The organism is Kribbella sp. NBC_00382, from assembly GCF_036067295.1.
Classification (GTDB): Bacteria; Actinomycetota; Actinomycetes; order Propionibacteriales; family Kribbellaceae; genus Kribbella.
This window is the reverse complement of record NZ_CP107954.1, coordinates 41269-57685: the sequence shown is the minus strand read 5'-3', so window position 1 is coordinate 57685 and position 16417 is coordinate 41269. Positions and strand designations below refer to the sequence as shown.

Genomic DNA, 16417 nt, shown 5'->3' with positions numbered 1-16417 from the left:
CTGCTCAGGAGCTGGGCGGGGCAGTCGACTCGCGGACGGTGAGGACCGGATCGGCGGTGCGCAGGTTGATCACGTTCTCGGGATGGGCGATCACTTCGAGTAACACCTCGGCAGCCTGGCGGCCGAACTCGAAGGTGTCGCGGGACAGGGCCGTGAGGGCGGGATGCATCAACTGGGTGAGGATCGAGTCGTCGAAGGCGACGATCGAGAGGTCGCCGGGGACCGAGACGCCCATCTCCATCGCGACGCCCAGGCCGGCCACGGCCATCACGTCGCTGTCGTAGACGATCGCGGTCGGGCGGTCCGCCTGGGAGAGCAGTTTGCGGGTGGTGGCAGCGCCTTCGGCGTCGCTGAAGTCGGTGGTCAGCGACGGCGCATCGATCAGGCCGAGGCGTGGTGCGGCGTCACGGACGGCACGGATCCGGCGCTGGGTGTGCTGGAAGTTCGGCGTACCGGCGACGTGGGCGATCCGGCGGTGGCCGAGTGCGGCGAGGTAGTCGACGATCGAGAGCATCGCGTCGCGGTCGTCGGCCCAGACGGAGGCGAGCGCGCCTTTACCGCCGCGGCCGCCGATCACCACTGCAGGCAGTTCGAGCGCGCGGAGAGCGTCGATCCGCGGGTCACGGACGGTGAGGTCGACCAGGATCACGCCGTCGACGCGGTGTTCGGAGGTCCAGCGCTTGTAGACCTCGATCTCCGCCTCGGTGTTCTCGACGATCAGCAGCTGCAGCGAGATCGAGTGCGTGGACAGCCCGGATTGCAGGCCGGAGAGCAGGTGCGCGAAGAACGGTTCGACGCCGAGCGTGCGCGCCGGCCGGGCGATCACCAGCCCGACGGAGTCCACCCGCGAGGCGCCCAGTGCGCGAGCGGCGCTGTGCGGCCGCCAGCTCATCTGCTCGGCGATCTGCAGGATCCTCGCCCGGGTCGCGTCGCTCACCCCGGGCCGCCCGTTCAGCGCGAAGGACACCGCGCCCTTGGAGACCCCCGCCTTGTCAGCGATGTCCGCAATGGTCGGTCGTGCCATCGGAGGCCCTCCCTCACGTGTAGCTGTGTCAATCGATACAGGCCTTGACATCGGATTCTACGATGTGGATAGTGCAGGAGCTATACCGGTTTATCACCTCAGGAGAATTCCATGCGTAGTCGTCGTCTGACCGGAGTGGCAGCTCTTGCCGCCGCGGCACTCACTCTTGCTGGTTGTGGCCTCGGTTCCTCCGACGACACGTCGTCCGGCAGCAAGCCGACCGTTGACGCGAACGCCCAGGTGACGGGTGCCGTCAGCTTCCAGACCTGGGCCCTCAAGCCGAAGTTCACCTCGTACGTCGAGGGCGTGATCAAGGCCTTCGAGGCGAAGTACCCGGGCACCAAGGTGACCTGGCTGGACCAGCCGGGTGACGGCTACGACAAGAAGGTGCTCAGCCAGGCCTCGGCCGGCGATCTGCCGGACGTCGTCAACCTGCCGCCGGACTTCGCGCTGCCGCTGGCCAAGCAGAACATGCTGCTCGACGTCGGTGCGGCGGACCCGAAGATCAACGAGGAGTACGTCGAGGGCGGCGTGCAGGCGTACCAGTACCAGGGCCAGACCGGCACCTTCGGCTACCCGTGGTACCTGAACACCGACATCGACTACTGGAACGCGACCAAGTTCGCGGCCGTCGGGCTGGACGCGAAGAACCCGCCGAAGACCTTCGACGAACTGCTCGCCGCGGCCAAGGTGATGCACGACAAGTCGGGCGGCAAGGAGTACATGATGAGCCGGCTGCCCGGCATCGGCGACTTCACCAACGCCGGCGTCAAGGTGCTGTCGGACGACGGCAAGAAGTTCACCTTCAACACCCCGGAGGCCGTCGCGCTGCTGGACAAGTACGCCGCCGCCTACAAGGCCGGCTACCTGCCGCGCGACATCCTGACCCAGGAGTACCTGGGCAACTCCAAGCTCTTCACCCAGAACAAGGTCGCCTGGACCACCGGCGGCGGCAACGCGATCGTCGACATGCAGAAGGACAACCCGTCGCTGAAGGGCAAGATCGTCGCGTCGCCGGCGCTGGACACCCCGCCGCTGTACGTCCAGGGCCTGTCCGTCTCGGCCAAGACCAAGAACCAGGCGGCCGCGATCGCGCTGGCCCGGTTCGTCACCAACGCCGAGAACCAGGCCGCGTTCGCGAAGATCGTCAACATCTTCCCGTCCACCAAGGCCTCGGCCAACGACCCGTACTTCTCCAAGTCGGACGGTACGCCGGAATCGGACGCCAAGGTGCTCGCGTTCGAGTCGCTGGCCAAGGCCAAGGCGCTGCAGCCGGCCGTGATCAGCGGGGCGACCAACGACTTCATCAACCAGCAGATCTCGCTGGCGATCTCCGGCAAGGTGACGTCCCAGCAGGCCCTCGACGCTGCGGTGGCCAAGGCCAACCAGCTGCTCGCCTCCTGATCGATGCGCTACCACCGCTGGTTCACGCCGTGGGTGCTGGTGATCCCGGCACTCGCCTGGTTGCTGGTGTTCAACCTCTGGCCGTCGATCAACACCGTCATCTTGTCGTTCACCAACGCCAAGCCGATCGGCGGCGGCACCTTCGTCGGGCTGAAGAACTTCGAGGCCCTGCTGCACGACGAGCAGTTGCGCTGGGCGCTGCTGAACAGCGTCATCTACATGGTGGTCTGCCTGCCGTTCCTGACCATCCTGCCGCTGCTGCTCGCCGTGCTGGTGGAGAAGAAGCTGCCCGGGATCACCTTCTTCCGGACCGCCTTCTACACCCCGGTGGTCGCCTCCGCGGTGGTGGTGGCGCTGATCTGGCAGTGGATCCTGGACGATCGCGGCCTGGTGAACGGCCTGGCCGAGAAGCTCGGCGTGATCTCCGGGCCGCTGCCGTTCCTCAGCGACCAATGGCTTTTGTTGCTCAGCGCAATCAGTCTGACGATCTGGAAGGGGCTCGGGTACTACATGATCATCTACCTGGCCGCCCTCGGGAACGTCGGCCGTGAGCTGCACGAAGCCGCCGCGGTCGACGGTGCGTCGGCCTTCCGCCGCTTCCTCAACGTGACGATCCCCGGAGTCAGGGGAACGATGGTGCTGATCTCGATCCTGATCTCGGTGTCGGCCCTGCGGGTCTTCTCCGAGCTGTTCATCCTGAGTGGCGGCAAGGGTGGTCCCGGTGGCCGGGACAACTCGGTGGTGATGCTGATCCAGCAGTACAGCCAGGGCTTCGAAGGCAACCTCGGCTATGCGTCGGCGCTGTCGATCGTGCTGTTCTTCGTCACCGTCGTACCGATGCTGGTGTTGGCCCGGATGAACAGGAAGGCGGCGGACGCATGAGCACGGTGACAGACCCGGTACGGCCGGTCGCACTGCCGGATGCTTCCGGTACTCCGCCGCGGAAGTGGAAGCGGGGGACCTTCAGCTTCAACTCGTTGTCGCCGACCGAGAAGGTCGTTCGGTACCTGCTGCTGGTGTTCGTGCTGATCATCACGATCGGTCCGTTCCTGTGGCAGTTGTCGACCTCGCTGAAGGGGTCGGGGGAGGACATCTACACCCGGATCCCGCGGCTGCTGCCGTCCCAGCCGACCCTGTCGCACTACGGCGAGGTCGCCGACACCATCCCGGTGTGGAACTACATGCGGAACTCGATCGAGGTCGCGGTCCTGGTGATCGGCGGCAACATCGTCGGGTCGTCGCTGGCCGGCTTCGCGTTGTCCCGGCTGGAGTTCCGGTTCCGCAAGATCGTGCTCGGCCTGTTCCTGGCGACGCTGGTACTGCCCGGCGAGGTGACGATCATTTCGCAGTACGTCACCGTGCGGGAGCTCGGACTGGCGAACACCCTGTTCGGGGTGGCGCTGCCGGGCATGATCGGCGCGCTCAACGTGCTGCTGATGTACAACGCCTTCCGGTCGTTGCCGCTCGAGGTCGACCAGGCAGCGGTGGTGGACGGCGCGAACGTCTGGCAGCGGTTCGTCTACATCGCGCTGCCGAGTGTCCGCGGAACCCTCAGTGTGGTGGCGATCTTCTCCTTCATCGGCGCCTGGGACGACTTCCTCTGGCCGCTGATCGTGCTGACCGATCCGGACAAGTACACGCTGACCGTCGGGCTGCAGTACCTGTCCGGCACCTTCAGCAACAACCCCCGGCTGATCGCCGCGGGCACGATGATCGCGTTCATCCCGATCGTGATCGTGTTCGCGACCCTGCAGCGCTTCTTCTTCAAGGGCGTCGAGGAGGGCGCCGTGAAGGGTTAGTTCCACTGTTTGCAATCCGCCCATTGCAAGGAGCTCAAAATGTTGCGCAAGGCAATGACCTTCGCAGCCGCCGCCGTACTCGGCGCCGCGCTGCTACCGGTCGGCACGGCTCGAGCCAGTACGACGGCCGACAGCAAGCGGGTCGTCGTGTACTACCAGACCCAGTACGTCAACGGCGCCTACGTCTCGCCGAAGGCGCTGACCGACAACAACACCGGCGTCACGAACGTACTGGTCGGCGCGATCCACCTCGACCCGGATGTCGTGCACCTCAACGACGATCTGCCGGACGCCGCGAAGTTCACCCAGATGTGGGCCGACCTGCACGCGATGCAGGCGGCCGGCGTCAAGGTGTCGGCCTTCGTCGGCGGCGCGGCGCAGGGCAGCTTCCAGCGGCTCGACACCGACTTCACCACGTACTACCCGCGACTGAAGAACCTGGTCACGACGTACGGGCTGGACGGGCTCGACCTGGACGTCGAGGAGAGCATGTCGCAGGCCGGCATCAACCGGCTGATCGACCAGCTGACCACGGACTTCGGCACCGGCTTCATCATCACGCTCGCGCCGGTCGCTCCCGCGCTGACCGGCGGCGGCAACCTGTCCGGCTTCAACTACGAGACGCTGGAACGCGATCGTGGCACCAAGATCGACTGGTACAACGCCCAGTTCTACTGCGGCTGGGGCTCGATGGCGAACACCACCGGCTACGACAACATCATCAACCGCGGGCTGATCCCGGCGTCGAAGGTGGTCGCGGGCGTGGTGACGAACTCGGCCAACTGCGGCGGGTACGTCGCGTTGCCGACGCTGAAGAGCACCCTTGCGGCGCTCGTCGTGAAGTACCCGACCTTCGGCGGCGTCGACGGGTGGGAGTACTTCAACTCTGACCCGGGCGGTACCGCGGCGCCGTGGCAGTGGGCGCGCGAGATGACCTCGGCGATGTCGGGCGGTACCGGCGGTCCGGCGAACCTGGCGCTCAACAAACCGGCCACCGGGTCGGCTTCCTGCGCCTCCACCGAAGGCCCGGCCAAGGCCTTCAACGGCAGCGTTTCCGGCGGCAACTCGGACAAGTTCTGCTCGCTGGCCGCCACCAAGTACCTGCAGGTCGATCTCGGTACTTCCCAAGCGCTCGGCTCCGTCGAGATCTCGCATGCGTCGGCCGGGGGCGAGTCCGCGTCGTACAACACTCGCGCCTTCACCGTGCAGACCTCCACCAACGGCACCACCTGGACCACGCGAGCCACCGTCACCAACAACACGGCGGCGGTCACCACGCACTCCGTCGCCGGGGTGAGCGCCCGCTATGTCCGCCTCAACATCACCACTCCCACTCAGGGCACCGACCCCGCCGCCCGCATCTACGAAGTGAAGGTCTTCGCCTGAGCTAGGGACCAGCAAGCCCGCGCCGAGCCTCCTTTCCTCGGCGCGGGCTTTGCTCTTGTGATGGGGCGAACATGTTCGTAACGAACATGTTCGTGTATGGTCGGAGACATGAGCGACGAGACGAGGAGCCGGCGCGAGCGACCCGCCAAGCCGGCGTTGACGCGGGACGGGATCGTGGCCACGGCTGTGGAGCTGGTCCGGGCCGAGGGGCTCGGGCGGGTGACGATGCGGCGGTTGGCGCAGGAGCTCGACACGGGGGCTGCGTCGCTTTACGTGTACGTACGCAATACGGCGGCGTTGCATGCCGCAGTACTGGATGAACTGCTCGGTGCTGTCGATCTGGGGCCGGTGACGGCCGCGGGGGACTGGCGGGAGCGGTTGGAGCAGGTGCTGAAGTCGTACGCAGGCGTGCTCTTCGAGTACCCGGGGCTGGCGCAGGCAGCGTTGGTGGCGCGGCCAGCAGGTGAGTACTACCTCGATCTGCTCGAGGGGGTACTCGCACTGCTCGCAGAGGGCGGTGTACCCGCGAAGCAGGCGTCCTGGGGTGTGGACATCCTGCTGCACTTCGCGACCTCGTCGGCTGCCGAGCATGCACCGACCGATCCGCGTCAGGCCACCCCTGAGGCCGACGCCGGGCCACTGGTGCGGGCGCTGCAGGCGTCCGAGAACAGGCCGCAGTTGGCGGCCCATGGAGATGACTTGTTGAGCGGGCCGGGTGAGGCGCGGCTGCGCTGGGGATTCCGCGTACTGATCAACGGGGTGCTGAGTACCCCGCGACCCGAAGGAGAACTCTCATGAACACTCATTACCCGATTGCGATCATCGGTGCGGGACTCGGCGGCCTGACGCTCGCCAGGGTCCTGCACGTCAACGGCATCGAGTCCGCTGTCTTCGATCTCGACGCCTCAGCCGATGCCCGCGGCCAGGGCGGCATGCTCGACATGCACGCCGAGTCCGGCCAGGCGGCACTGCGCGCGGCCGGCCTGTACGACGAGTTCCGCAAACTCGTCCACCAGGGCGGGCAGGCGATGCGCATCCTCGACAGCCACGGCACCGTGCGGCACGCCGAAGACGATGACGCAGACGAGGGCGACGAGGGCGATCGTCCTGAGATCAACCGGCACGACCTGCGCGACCTGCTGCTCTACTCCCTTCCTGCTGACACCGTGCATTGGGGCGCGAAGGTGACGGGTGCGCGGTCGCTCGGCGATGGACGGCACGAGGTGACGCTTGCCGATGGCAACAGCTTCACCGCGGACCTGCTGATCGGCGCTGACGGCGCTTGGTCGCGAGTGCGGCCGCTGGTGTCGGATGCCAAGCCGGAGTACACCGGGCTGTCCTTCGTCGAGTTCAGCCTCGAGGAGGCCGACGCCCGTCATCCGGTGGCCGCCGGGCTGGTCGGCGCGGGCATGATGATGGCGCTCGGCGACAGCCGCGGCTTCCTCGCTCACCGCGAGACGGACGGTTCCCTGCACTTCTACACCGCCTTGATGGTGCCCGCCGACTGGTCGACCTCGATCGACTTCGCGGACACCGAGAAGGTGACGACCACGCTGCTGGAGGCGTTCGAAGGCTGGAGCGACGACCTGCGCGCTCTGTTCACCGAGGCGGACACCCCGATGGTCGGCAGGCCCATCCACGCCTTGCCGGTCGGTCATCGCTGGGAGCGCGTCCCGGGAGTCACCCTGCTCGGCGACGCGGCTCACCTGATGTCGCCGTTCGCCGGTGAGGGCGCCAACCTGGCGATGCTCGACGGTGCGGAGCTGGCCGAGGCGATCGCGCGCAACGCCGATCGCGAGACGGCGCTGGGGGAGTACGAGGCCGATCTGTTCCCGCGGAGCGAGTCGGCGGCCCAGGACTCCGCCAACAACCTCGTGATCTCCTTCGCACCGGACAGCCCTCAGGGCATGCTGGACTTCTTCGCCCAGATGGGCCCGCAGTAGGCGGTACTGCGGACGCTTTCGCGCGATTCCGCCCAGGGTGCGGGGGCGTAGTACTGGCTATTCGGCGACTGGGAGCGGGCGCGTGTACTGCGGGCGGGAGGCGGCGGCTGGGTGGACCGCGCCGGTGTACTTCTCGCCGGGGCCTGCGCCGGGCTCGTCGGGGATGGTCGAGGCTTCCTGGAAGGCCAGTTGCAGCGAGCGGAGACCGTCGCGCAGGGGAGCGGCGTGGTGGTGGCCCAGCGACGGCGCGGCGGCGTCGAGGAGGCCGGCCAGCGAGTCGATCAGCGAGCGGGCCTCGTCGAGGTCGCGGTGCTCGGGCAGGTCCTCGGCCAGGCCGAGGTGGACCGCGGCCGCACTCATCAGGTGCAGCGCTGCGGTCGAGATGATCTCCACGCTCGGTACCTCGGCGATGTCCCGCGATACCGTCGACAACGGGTCCACCGAAGAGTGCTCTTCAGCGGGCGGTACAGGGGTGGCGTCAGGCGGAGTGGAGACTTGGTCGCTCATGCTGTTACTCTTACATGGCGACCGACCCGGTCCGACGGTGACCCCTGAGCGGAATACTCAGAGGACGCCAGAGGTTCAGGTCTAAGCGGAGGGCCACCTCCCACCCAGTCGACGAAGAGTCGGCGGGTCCCGGTCACGTCGAGGTTCCAAGGCTCCGGCCGGACGAAGCTCGGCGAATTGTACGGCTCGTGTTCCCGGCAACGGGGTTGCGGAGCCGTCGATCTGGGAATTGGGCCTTCGTGTGGACGCACGAGGGCCTTTTGTCGTTCTACGACGACCGACCGGCCCCGGTGCGGACTCAAGGTGGTACCCAGTAAACGAACAACCCAGGAGGACCCATCACCATTGAACTGCGCGTCAACGAGCGCATCCGCGTTCCTGAGGTGCGCCTGGTCGGACCGAACGGTGAGCAGGTAGGCATCGTCCGGATCGAGGACGCACTTCGGTTGGCACAGGAAGCCGATCTCGACCTGGTCGAGGTTGCGGCCACGGCACGCCCGCCGGTCTGCAAGCTGATGGATTTCGGCAAGTACAAGTACGAGACCGCGCAGAAGGCGCGGGAGTCTCGCCGGAACCAGACCAACACCGTCATCAAAGAGATGAAGCTGCGGCCGAAGATCGACCCGCACGACTACGAGACCAAGAAGGGTCACGTCGTCCGCTTCCTCCGTGCCGGTGACAAGGTCAAGATCACCATCATGTTCCGCGGTCGTGAGCAGTCCCGCCCCGAGCTGGGGTTCCGGCTGCTGCAGCGGCTGGCCGAAGATGTCAGCGAGCTCGGCTTCGTCGAGTCCTCGCCGCGTCAGGACGGCCGGAACATGATCATGGTGCTCGGACCGCACAAGAAGAAGTCCGAGGCGCGCGTCGACGTCGAGGCCGAGAAGGCCAAGAAGCTCGCCGAGCACGAGGCCGAGCAAGAGGCGGAGCGCCAGGAGCGTGCTGCGCAGCTGAAGCAGTACGAGGCCGAGCAGGCCGCCGGCGCCACCAAGAAGCCGAAGGGTCCGGCAGACAACCTCGACCCGGAGTGACGTGACGCTCCGGTCGCGAGGCCGGAGCCATCACCCGATCGAGTCAACGAAGAAAACCAGGAGTACATAGCCATGCCGAAGATGAAGACCCACTCGGGGATGAAGAAGCGCGTCCGGGTGACCGGTTCGGGCAAGCTGCGTCGCGAGCAGACCGGCAAGCGTCACCTCGCCGAGGCGAAGTCGACCAAGCGCAAGCGTCGCCTGTCGGGCACCGTTGAGGTCGCTTCCTCGCACGTCAAGAAGGCCAAGAAGCTTCTCGGCATCTGAAGTCCTTCCCACCCCGAACACCCCCGCCGGGTGGACCACCTTCTCGGCGCAGATACAAGGAGTAACACCTCATGGCACGCGTGAAGCGGGCAGTCAACGCCCACAAGAAGCGCCGCGTCGTCCTCGAGCAGGCCAGCGGTTACCGCGGCCAGCGCTCGCGGCTGTACCGCAAGGCCAAGGAGCAGGTCACCCACTCGCTCGTCTACGCCTACCGGGACCGCAAGGCGCGCAAGGGCGACTTCCGCAAGCTGTGGATCCAGCGGATCAACGCCGCGGCCCGCGCCGAAGGCCTGACCTACAACCGTCTCATCCAGGGTCTTCGCCTGGCCGAGATCGAGGTCGACCGCAAGATCCTCGCCGACCTGGCCGTCAACGACGCTCCGGCGTTCTCGGCGCTGGTCGCGCTGGCGAAGGCGGCCCTGCCGGCCGATGTCAACGCCAAGAGCGACGCCGCGGCCTGAGCCGCAGCATCTCTCCGATAGCACCCCGAGTGGCGAGCCCAGGTCTGCTGACCGCGCAATCCGTGCGGATCAAGCAGGCCCGCAGGCTCGCCACTCGTGCGTTCCGGCGCAAGTCCGGGCGCTTCCTGGCCGAGGGACCACAGGCCGTCCGCGAGGCCCTCGAACACCGCGAGCTGGTGGTCGAGGTCTACGCCGAGCCCGACGTCGCCACCCGGCACCGCGACCTGCGCGATCTCGCGCACATCGCCGAGGTGCCCTGGTACGACGTGAACCGCGCCGCGATCGAGGCCTTGAGCGAGACGGTCACGTCGCAAGGCGTCGTCGCGGTCTGCCAGCTGGTCGACGTACCGCTGGCTGATGCCGTACTGCCGACAGCTCGGCTCGTTGCCGTCGGCGTCCAGGTCCGCGACCCCGGCAACGTCGGCACCCTGATCCGTACTGCGGACGCGGCCGGCGCGGATGCCGTCGTACTGTCGGCCGAGTCGGTCGACCCACACAACCCCAAGGCCGTCCGCGCCAGCGTCGGCAGCCTCTTCCACCTGCCGATCACGGTCGAGGCCGATATCGTCACCGCCGCCAAGTCCTGGCGGGAACAGGGTCTGCAGGTCCTTGCCGCTGACGGTTACGGCTCCTCCGACCTCGACGACTGCATCGACGACGGCACGCTCGCCAAGCCGTCGGTCTGGCTGTTCGGCAACGAGGCGCATGGGCTGCCTGACGGCTTCGACGCAATCGTCGACCGCTCGGTGAAGGTCCCGATCTACGGTCGCGCCGAGTCACTCAATCTGGCGACAGCGGCGGCGGTCTGCCTCTATGCGTCGGCGCGGGCTCAGCGGCGTACGGACTGAATCACTTGCCGAGGCGGGCGTTGAGGCCGTCGAGCAGGCTGTCGAGGCCGAAGGCGAAGGCTTCGTTCTGCATCATGTCGCCGGCCCGGCGGGCCGCGCCGATCACATACGACATCACCGCGCCCATCGCATAGTCGACCTCACGGTCGGCGAACCCGGCGGCGCCGAACAGCACGCGTCCGCGCGAGCCGAGTGACATCGCCTTCGGCCCGAGGCTCGGCCGGGTGTAGATGACCTCCGGCAACCACGTGTGCCGCATGATCGCCGCCCGGAGACTGTGGGCGAACAGGATCGCGCCGGGCCGCCAGCCGGCCAGCTCGGGCTCCGGCATGTCGACCTCGCCGTAGACCTCGTCGATGACCAGTTCGATCAGGTCGTCCTTGGTCTGGACGTGCCAGTAGAGGCTGGTCGCGCCGGAGTCGAGTCTGGCCGCGAGCTTGCGCATGCTCAGGCCGGTCAGGCCTTCGGTGTCCAGGAGCTCGATCGCCGCTTGGACGATCTGCGTCCGGCTGAGCGTCTCGCGCGCCGGTGCCGGCCGTTCGCGGGTCCAGATCGAGTCCATGGGTTGATCCTAGCCTTCGCTGGTACGGTGTACGAGTCTGTCGTACAGTGTGCGAGTGACTAGTACAGCGTTCGAGTCAACCGCTACAGGACACCCGCGTCGCTGGTGGATCCTGCTGATTCTCTGCCTGAGCCTGCTGGTTCTGGTGGTCGACAACACCGTGCTCAACCTGGCGATCCCGTCGCTGATGCGCGATCTGGGCGCGACTCCGGCGGACATCCAATGGGTGATCGACGCCTACATCCTGGCTTTCGCCGGGCTGCTGCTGACGGCGGGCAGCCTGTCTGACCGGTTCGGCCGGCGGAAGATGCTGCTGCTCGGGCTGGTGCTCTTCGGCGCGGCGTCGCTGCTCGCGACTCTGGCCGCCAGCCCTTGGCAGCTGATCGCCTGCCGCGGGCTGATGGGCGTCGGTGGGTCGTTGCTGATGCCGAGCACGCTGTCGCTGCTGTTCACCGTGTTCCCGCCGGAAGAGCAGCGCAAGGCAATGGCCGGTTGGTCGGCGGTCGCGATGCTCGGCGTCGTGGTCGGGCCGACGGTCGGCGGGGTGCTGCTGAACCACTTCTGGTGGGGTTCGATCTTCTGGCTGAACGTGCCGATCGCCATGGTCGCTCTCGTGGGGACGCTCGCGTTCATCCCCGAGTCGCGCGGTCCGGCGCGGGCTGTCGATCCGGTCGGCGCCGTGCTCTCGATCATCGGCATGGGCGCTGTCGTCTGGGCGATCATCTCGATCCCTGCGGACGGGTTGGGGTCGGCTCGGGTGCTTGGTGGACTTGGGGTCGGGGTCTTGGCGCTGGCCGGTTTTGCCTTGTGGGAGAAGAGGAGCGCGCATCCGATGGTGCCGCTGGGGCTCTTCCGGGATCGCAATTTCAGTGGGACGAGCTTGTCGATCGTGCTGCTGTCGTTCACGGCGGGTGGGTTGCTGCTGGCGTTGACGCAGTACTTGCAGTTCGTACTCGGGTACAGCCCCCTGAAGGCCGGCCTGGCGCTGATCCCGTACGCCGTGGCCGCGACGGTCTTCAACGGTCTCGGCGCCACGCTGGGCAAGAAGCTGGCCGATCGGACGCTGATCGTGGTCGGGCTGACCGTCATCGCGGTGAGCTTCGGGATCCTGTCGCAGGTGTCCGCGTCATCGGGGTACGGGCTGTTGATCGCCGGCCTGCTGGTGATGGGAGTCGGCGGCGGGCTGGCCGGGCCAGCGGCGTACACGTTGCTCATGCAGGCGGTACCGGCTGAGCATCGCGGGGTCGGGTCGGCGATGAACGACACCGTGCAGCAGACGGGCGCGGCGCTGTCGGTCGCCGTACTGGGGAGTGTGCTTGCCGCTGCCTATACGGCTGCGCTGCCGGACTCCGTACCTCTGGCTGGGCGCGACTCGATCGCTTCGACGCTTGCCCTCGGCCCGCAGTTCTCCGAGGTCGCACGGGCCGCCTTCACCGATGCGATGTCGATCGCGATGACAGTCGGTCTGGCCGGTGCACTTGGTGGTGCTGTGGTGGCATTCCTGGTGCTGCCGCGCCGGCCTTCTGCTGAAGCCGAGATTGACGAGAGTGAGCGGGCCGTGTCAGCGTAGGCGCAGCGCGCGCCAGGGCGCCTCTTCTCCGCGGCAAGCACCGAGTGCACCTGGGTTCTTCGATTTGTGAGCGATGGCCGACGAACCCTTCGGGACGGCCTGGTTCAGCGGAGCGGGCTGCCCGGAAGGATCAGTCGATGACCACCGAACTACCCGCCAAGGCGAGCCTCAGCCAGCTCCGCACCCGTGCCAAGGACCTCCGCAAGGCCGTCGCCAAGGCCCGCCCGGACGCGATCGAGCGAGTCCGGGCACACCACCCGGAGTACCGGGGAAACGCGGTCGACCCTCTTGCTTTCACCCTGCGCGACGCCCAACTCACGATCGCCCGCGAACACGGCCTGCCCAGCTGGCCCGAACTGATGGAGAAGGTCGCCACCGAGCTCGTAGAAGGCCGCGAACTCCACCGCTACTTCGGCGTCGAACTCAACAACGAGACCTGGGACCTGATGGACCAGATCGACGAAACCAGCCCGCTGGCCGACCAGGAACGACTCCTCTACGGCGCCTACGCGGCTTGCCTCCACTGGCTAGAAGCCGGCAACGAGGCAAACCACGCCCGCGGCGAACAGTTGATAGCCCGAGCAGCCCTCCGAATCGGCCGCGGCCCTCTCGGCCTCCACCACGCCCAACGCTGCCTGGACCTGGTCCTCACCCACCCCGACCAGATGTCCGACTGGGACGAGCCTTTCGCCCGAGAAGCCCTATCCCGAGCCCTAGCCGCCACAGGCTCCCTACCCGCCGCCCGCCTCGAGCGGACCCGCGCCATCGAACTGACAGCCCTGGTAGCCAACCCCGGCGACAGACAAGTAATCGAAACCGAAATGGCCAAAGGCCCTTGGTTCGGCCTGCTCGAATAACCCCCACACCCCTCCGTTGCGCTGCCCGACAACATTGCGCCCGACCACCTCTAGCGCGATCAACCAATGAGCTCGCCCCTCGGCCCCTTGTCCCGGCCGAGGGGCAGCGCATACCCGCCCGTCGCCCGTAACGGCCGGCTAGGACAAGACTTTCGCCCCAGAGGCCTTGCCCTGCAGAGAGGGGCCCCTGGTTCGGCCGCCCACGTAATACCCCACCCACCCGAGGGTGCGTCCTTCCGCCGCGCTGCTTGACGAGGCTGCGCACGACCAGCTTCGGCGAACTGACCGAGTGGGATCGCTCAGTCGGTTAGGTCGCCGCCTTCCTCCCGTCATGCCCACCGCCCTGCAGAGGACCGGCCCTCCAGAGCAGGCCATTTCCCGGGCAGCTCAGTTGCACCTCGGGGCAGATCCCTACGCCCCTCCCTTCATCCACAGATCTCCCTCCCCTGTGGACAACCTGACCGAATCCGGCCATTCACGAATCCCTTACAAACAAGGGGTTCCCGGCTTCGGAAACTGTCGGTGGCGGTGTCTAGGGTTGTGTCCATGGAGATCTCGCAGCTACGACCCGCGTACCTCCAGAGCGACAGCGAAGTGATCGTCACTCTGGACACGGTCGAAGCTGCCCTGAACACTCTTGGCTCCTACCGCCTCGAGCTCCTCGGCGAGGTCGAGTCCCGCGGCCTGGCCAAGGAACTCGACGCCCGCAACACCATCGAACTCCTCGAACTACGCCACCGCCGCGACCCCGCCGACATTCGTAGCGACCTCAAATTCCTCAAGAACCTCCCCAACTACGAAGCCGTCACCGCAGCCCTCGCCGTGGCCGGCGACGATCCGACCGGTCTGACCTCGGATCACGCGAGAGTCATCGTGAACACGTTGGAGAAGGCGCCCTCGACCGTGCCGTTGGAGGCGCTGCGGGTCGCCGAGGAACAGATGATCGAGGCCGCGCGCCACGTCACGCCGAGTGGTTTGCGTGATTTCGGCCGTCAGGTCCTGGACCGCCTCGACACCGACGGCCCAGAACCGGCTGAGGAAGAGGCGTATCAGAACGAGAAGCTGTGGATCCGTCCTGCCGACCATGGCGTGAAGTTCGGTGGCTACCTGGCCGGCGCGAACGCGGAACTGTTCAAGACCGCGATCCATGACCTGGCCAAACCCCACCGCACAGTGGACGGTGAACTCGACCCGCGCTCCCACGAGAAGCGTCAGGCCGACGCGTTAACCACGATTCTGGACATCGCCACCGGCGCCGACCCAACGACTGGTATCCCTGGCGTCCCGCATCTGACCGTCACTATCGACTTCACCGACCTGAAGGCACTCACCTCGGCAGCTGTGGGCGAACTCGTTTTCGGTGACAACATTTCCGCCTCCGCCGTGCGGCTCCTCGCTTGCGACGCGGCGGTGTTGCCGATCGTTCTGGGTACGGATTCTCAGCCGTTGGATGTGGGGATGGAGTACCGGTTCGTCACCCGCTACATCCGCCGGGCCTTGAACCGCCGCGATAAAGGCTGCGTCATCTGTAAAGCCCCACCGTCGCATTGCCACGCTCATCATGTTGTGCATTGGGTCGACGGCGGCCCCACCTCGATCACCAACCTGGTCTTGCTGTGTGGCGCCCACCACCGCGCCGTCCACGCCGGCCACTGGTCGGTCACCATCACCGCAGGCGTCGTCCACATCACCCGGCCCGACTGGACCATCCCCACCCCGACCAACCCCAACCCCTGGCTAACCCAACTCCCGCTGAACATGACCAACCTCAACGACGCCGCCCCCTCGACTGCTACCGCATCGTGGGCGACCACGGCCGCCTCGACAGGATCTGCACCAGCCTGGCCCGCCGGCAGCACTACGCCCCACCCCGACCACCCACGCTCGCCCTACGCCGCTACGACCTTCTCCCCAGCCGCCTCCTCGGCGATGTCCCCAGCAGCAGCTGGCCTGTCCTGGCTAACCCCCGAATACGCCGCCAATCTCAACCCCTGGGGCGAAACCGGCACCCCCTCCGCGGGCCCGTAGCCCGCCCCGACGCTCGGGTAGAACGCAGCGAGCTCCGCCACGGCGCCCCCGCCGCCCCCAACACCAAGCGCCCAGCCCAACGGCTGGACGCTCCGACCCACGTCCCGACCGCCTACCCGCGCCTCGCCAGCACTCACAGCCCGCCAGCACCCACAGCCCACCAGCACCCACAGCCCGCCCGGCCCCGCAGCCCGGGCACCTGGCACCGGTTGGTACATCCCGTCGACGCCAGGCCGGCAAACACCGGCCCAGCAACACCGACCGGGCGAACCACAACCCAGCAACGCCCGCCCAGCAGACGCCAGCGGAATTGACCGAGGTGAGCCGCTGCTGCTTGGCCGCGGCTCCCACGCGCGACAACCTCACAACGCCCGGCTCCTCGTCGGTAGCGGACTCGAGGTGGTGCCGACGTCGCCGCACGAGCATGGCGGTCGCCGAGCGCTGGCGCTCAGAGCTGACCACCGCTCAGAGTCGGCCACCATTCACCGCCGGAAGTCGAGCGGTGATCATGGGCATCCGGGGCGAAGTTCGGGCGGCCTTCTCGATCCTGCGGCAGGCCTTGAACAACCGGACGGCCGGCTGCACCCGGGTCGATGGCTGGATCGAGTCCTGCCGCTCCAAGATCAAGACTGACTTCGGCAACGGCTCGCTGAGGCAGCTCTGACGGTTTCGCCGCTCGCCCGGCGCAACAGATCGCGCCTGACCGCCATTGACCGCGCCCCGGGTGGGAAAC

General features: G+C 67.1%; 17 protein-coding genes. 14 read left to right on the top strand and 3 right to left on the bottom strand.

Features of this window, described 5'->3' with window-relative positions:
* Positions 1 to 4: 4 nt before the first annotated feature.
* On the bottom strand, positions 5 to 1024 hold the full coding sequence (locus tag OHA70_RS00230) for a LacI family DNA-binding transcriptional regulator (RefSeq protein WP_328327156.1): 1020 nt from the start codon (positions 1022 to 1024) through the stop codon (positions 5 to 7).
* 111 nt (positions 1025 to 1135) lie between these two features.
* On the opposite strand from OHA70_RS00230, the gene OHA70_RS00225 reads away from it, so the two are divergent.
* The 6 genes from OHA70_RS00225 (at position 1136) to OHA70_RS00200 (ending at position 7556) form a co-directional block, all read left to right on the top strand.
* The gene (locus OHA70_RS00225; protein WP_328327154.1) at positions 1136 to 2428 is read left to right on the top strand and encodes an ABC transporter substrate-binding protein; all 1293 of its coding nucleotides are present in this window, start codon (positions 1136 to 1138) and stop codon (positions 2426 to 2428) included.
* A 3-nt stretch (positions 2429 to 2431) separates the two neighbouring features.
* A complete protein-coding gene (locus OHA70_RS00220; RefSeq protein WP_328327152.1) occupies positions 2432 to 3310 on the top strand; it encodes a carbohydrate ABC transporter permease in 879 nt (292 codons plus the stop codon).
* A gap of 32 nt (positions 3311 to 3342) precedes the next feature.
* Entirely contained in the window at positions 3343 to 4227 is an 885-nt protein-coding gene (locus OHA70_RS00215; protein WP_442913898.1) for a carbohydrate ABC transporter permease, read from the top strand.
* 39 nt (positions 4228 to 4266) lie between these two features.
* Positions 4267 to 5613 (top strand): galactose-binding domain-containing protein, encoded by a 1347-nt coding sequence (locus OHA70_RS00210; protein WP_328327148.1) that lies wholly within the window; start codon positions 4267 to 4269, stop codon positions 5611 to 5613.
* A gap of 108 nt (positions 5614 to 5721) precedes the next feature.
* Positions 5722 to 6411 (top strand): TetR/AcrR family transcriptional regulator, encoded by a 690-nt coding sequence (locus OHA70_RS00205; RefSeq protein ID WP_328327146.1) that lies wholly within the window; start codon positions 5722 to 5724, stop codon positions 6409 to 6411.
* Positions 6408 to 7556, top strand: coding sequence for an FAD-dependent oxidoreductase (locus OHA70_RS00200; protein ID WP_328327144.1), 1149 nt, complete (start codon positions 6408 to 6410; stop codon positions 7554 to 7556). Before OHA70_RS00205 ends, OHA70_RS00200 begins: the two co-directional genes overlap by 4 nt.
* Positions 7557 to 7613: 57 nt before the next feature.
* On the opposite strand, the gene OHA70_RS00195 is transcribed toward OHA70_RS00200, so the two are convergent.
* Positions 7614 to 8063 carry a DUF1844 domain-containing protein gene (locus OHA70_RS00195; protein WP_328327142.1) on the bottom strand — a complete coding sequence of 150 codons (450 nt, stop codon included), beginning with the start codon at positions 8061 to 8063 and terminating at the stop codon, positions 7614 to 7616.
* A 338-nt stretch (positions 8064 to 8401) separates the two neighbouring features.
* On the opposite strand from OHA70_RS00195, the gene infC reads away from it, so the two are divergent.
* The 4 genes from infC to OHA70_RS00175 all read left to right on the top strand — a co-directional run bounded on the left by infC (position 8402) and on the right by OHA70_RS00175 (position 10667).
* On the top strand, positions 8402 to 9091 hold the full coding sequence (gene infC, locus OHA70_RS00190; protein WP_328335009.1) for a translation initiation factor IF-3: 690 nt from the start codon (positions 8402 to 8404) through the stop codon (positions 9089 to 9091).
* Positions 9092 to 9163: 72 nt separating this feature from the next.
* Positions 9164 to 9358: a 50S ribosomal protein L35 gene (rpmI, locus tag OHA70_RS00185; RefSeq protein WP_328327140.1), complete on the top strand. Its 195-nt coding sequence runs from the start codon at positions 9164 to 9166 to the stop codon at positions 9356 to 9358.
* 71 nt (positions 9359 to 9429) lie between these two features.
* Positions 9430 to 9819: a 50S ribosomal protein L20 gene (gene rplT / locus OHA70_RS00180; protein ID WP_328327138.1), complete on the top strand. Its 390-nt coding sequence runs from the start codon at positions 9430 to 9432 to the stop codon at positions 9817 to 9819.
* A gap of 29 nt (positions 9820 to 9848) precedes the next feature.
* Positions 9849 to 10667: a TrmH family RNA methyltransferase gene (locus OHA70_RS00175; RefSeq protein ID WP_328327136.1), complete on the top strand. Its 819-nt coding sequence runs from the start codon at positions 9849 to 9851 to the stop codon at positions 10665 to 10667.
* Position 10668: 1 nt separating this feature from the next.
* Here OHA70_RS00175 and OHA70_RS00170 read toward each other — a convergent pair whose 3' ends face one another.
* Entirely contained in the window at positions 10669 to 11229 is a 561-nt protein-coding gene (locus OHA70_RS00170) for a TetR/AcrR family transcriptional regulator C-terminal domain-containing protein (protein ID WP_328327134.1), read from the bottom strand.
* Between the two features lie 55 nt (positions 11230 to 11284).
* Here OHA70_RS00170 and OHA70_RS00165 point away from each other — a divergent pair, with 55 nt between their 5' ends.
* The 4 genes from OHA70_RS00165 (at position 11285) to OHA70_RS00150 (ending at position 16348) form a co-directional block, all read left to right on the top strand.
* Positions 11285 to 12799, top strand: coding sequence for an MFS transporter (locus OHA70_RS00165; RefSeq protein WP_328327132.1), 1515 nt, complete (start codon positions 11285 to 11287; stop codon positions 12797 to 12799).
* Between the two features lie 137 nt (positions 12800 to 12936).
* Positions 12937 to 13656, top strand: coding sequence for a hypothetical protein (locus OHA70_RS00160; RefSeq protein ID WP_328327130.1), 720 nt, complete (start codon positions 12937 to 12939; stop codon positions 13654 to 13656).
* A gap of 546 nt (positions 13657 to 14202) precedes the next feature.
* Positions 14203 to 15684 (top strand): HNH endonuclease signature motif containing protein, encoded by a 1482-nt coding sequence (locus OHA70_RS00155; RefSeq protein WP_328327128.1) that lies wholly within the window; start codon positions 14203 to 14205, stop codon positions 15682 to 15684.
* Between the two features lie 508 nt (positions 15685 to 16192).
* A complete protein-coding gene (locus OHA70_RS00150) occupies positions 16193 to 16348 on the top strand; it encodes a hypothetical protein (RefSeq protein WP_328327126.1) in 156 nt (51 codons plus the stop codon).
* The last annotated feature ends 69 nt before the right edge of the window (positions 16349 to 16417 follow it).

What these genes read in the sequence shown, in the direction of transcription:
- OHA70_RS00195 (WP_328327142.1), bottom strand. Translation starts at nt 8,063, where the DNA reads ATGAGCGACCAAGTCTCCACTCCGCCTGACGCCACCCCTGTACCGCCC.
- OHA70_RS00210 (WP_328327148.1), top strand. Translation starts at nt 4,267, where the DNA reads ATGTTGCGCAAGGCAATGACCTTCGCAGCCGCCGCCGTACTCGGCGCC.
- OHA70_RS00170 (WP_328327134.1), bottom strand. Translation starts at nt 11,229, where the DNA reads ATGGACTCGATCTGGACCCGCGAACGGCCGGCACCGGCGCGCGAGACG.
- OHA70_RS00160 (WP_328327130.1), top strand. Translation starts at nt 12,937, where the DNA reads ATGACCACCGAACTACCCGCCAAGGCGAGCCTCAGCCAGCTCCGCACC.
- OHA70_RS00220 (WP_328327152.1), top strand. Translation starts at nt 2,432, where the DNA reads ATGCGCTACCACCGCTGGTTCACGCCGTGGGTGCTGGTGATCCCGGCA.
- OHA70_RS00230 (WP_328327156.1), bottom strand. Translation starts at nt 1,024, where the DNA reads ATGGCACGACCGACCATTGCGGACATCGCTGACAAGGCGGGGGTCTCC.
- rpmI (WP_328327140.1), top strand. Translation starts at nt 9,164, where the DNA reads ATGCCGAAGATGAAGACCCACTCGGGGATGAAGAAGCGCGTCCGGGTG.
- rplT (WP_328327138.1), top strand. Translation starts at nt 9,430, where the DNA reads ATGGCACGCGTGAAGCGGGCAGTCAACGCCCACAAGAAGCGCCGCGTC.
- OHA70_RS00205 (WP_328327146.1), top strand. Translation starts at nt 5,722, where the DNA reads ATGAGCGACGAGACGAGGAGCCGGCGCGAGCGACCCGCCAAGCCGGCG.
- OHA70_RS00150 (WP_328327126.1), top strand. Translation starts at nt 16,193, where the DNA reads ATGGGCATCCGGGGCGAAGTTCGGGCGGCCTTCTCGATCCTGCGGCAG.
- OHA70_RS00225 (WP_328327154.1), top strand. Translation starts at nt 1,136, where the DNA reads ATGCGTAGTCGTCGTCTGACCGGAGTGGCAGCTCTTGCCGCCGCGGCA.
- OHA70_RS00155 (WP_328327128.1), top strand. Translation starts at nt 14,203, where the DNA reads ATGGAGATCTCGCAGCTACGACCCGCGTACCTCCAGAGCGACAGCGAA.
- OHA70_RS00200 (WP_328327144.1), top strand. Translation starts at nt 6,408, where the DNA reads ATGAACACTCATTACCCGATTGCGATCATCGGTGCGGGACTCGGCGGC.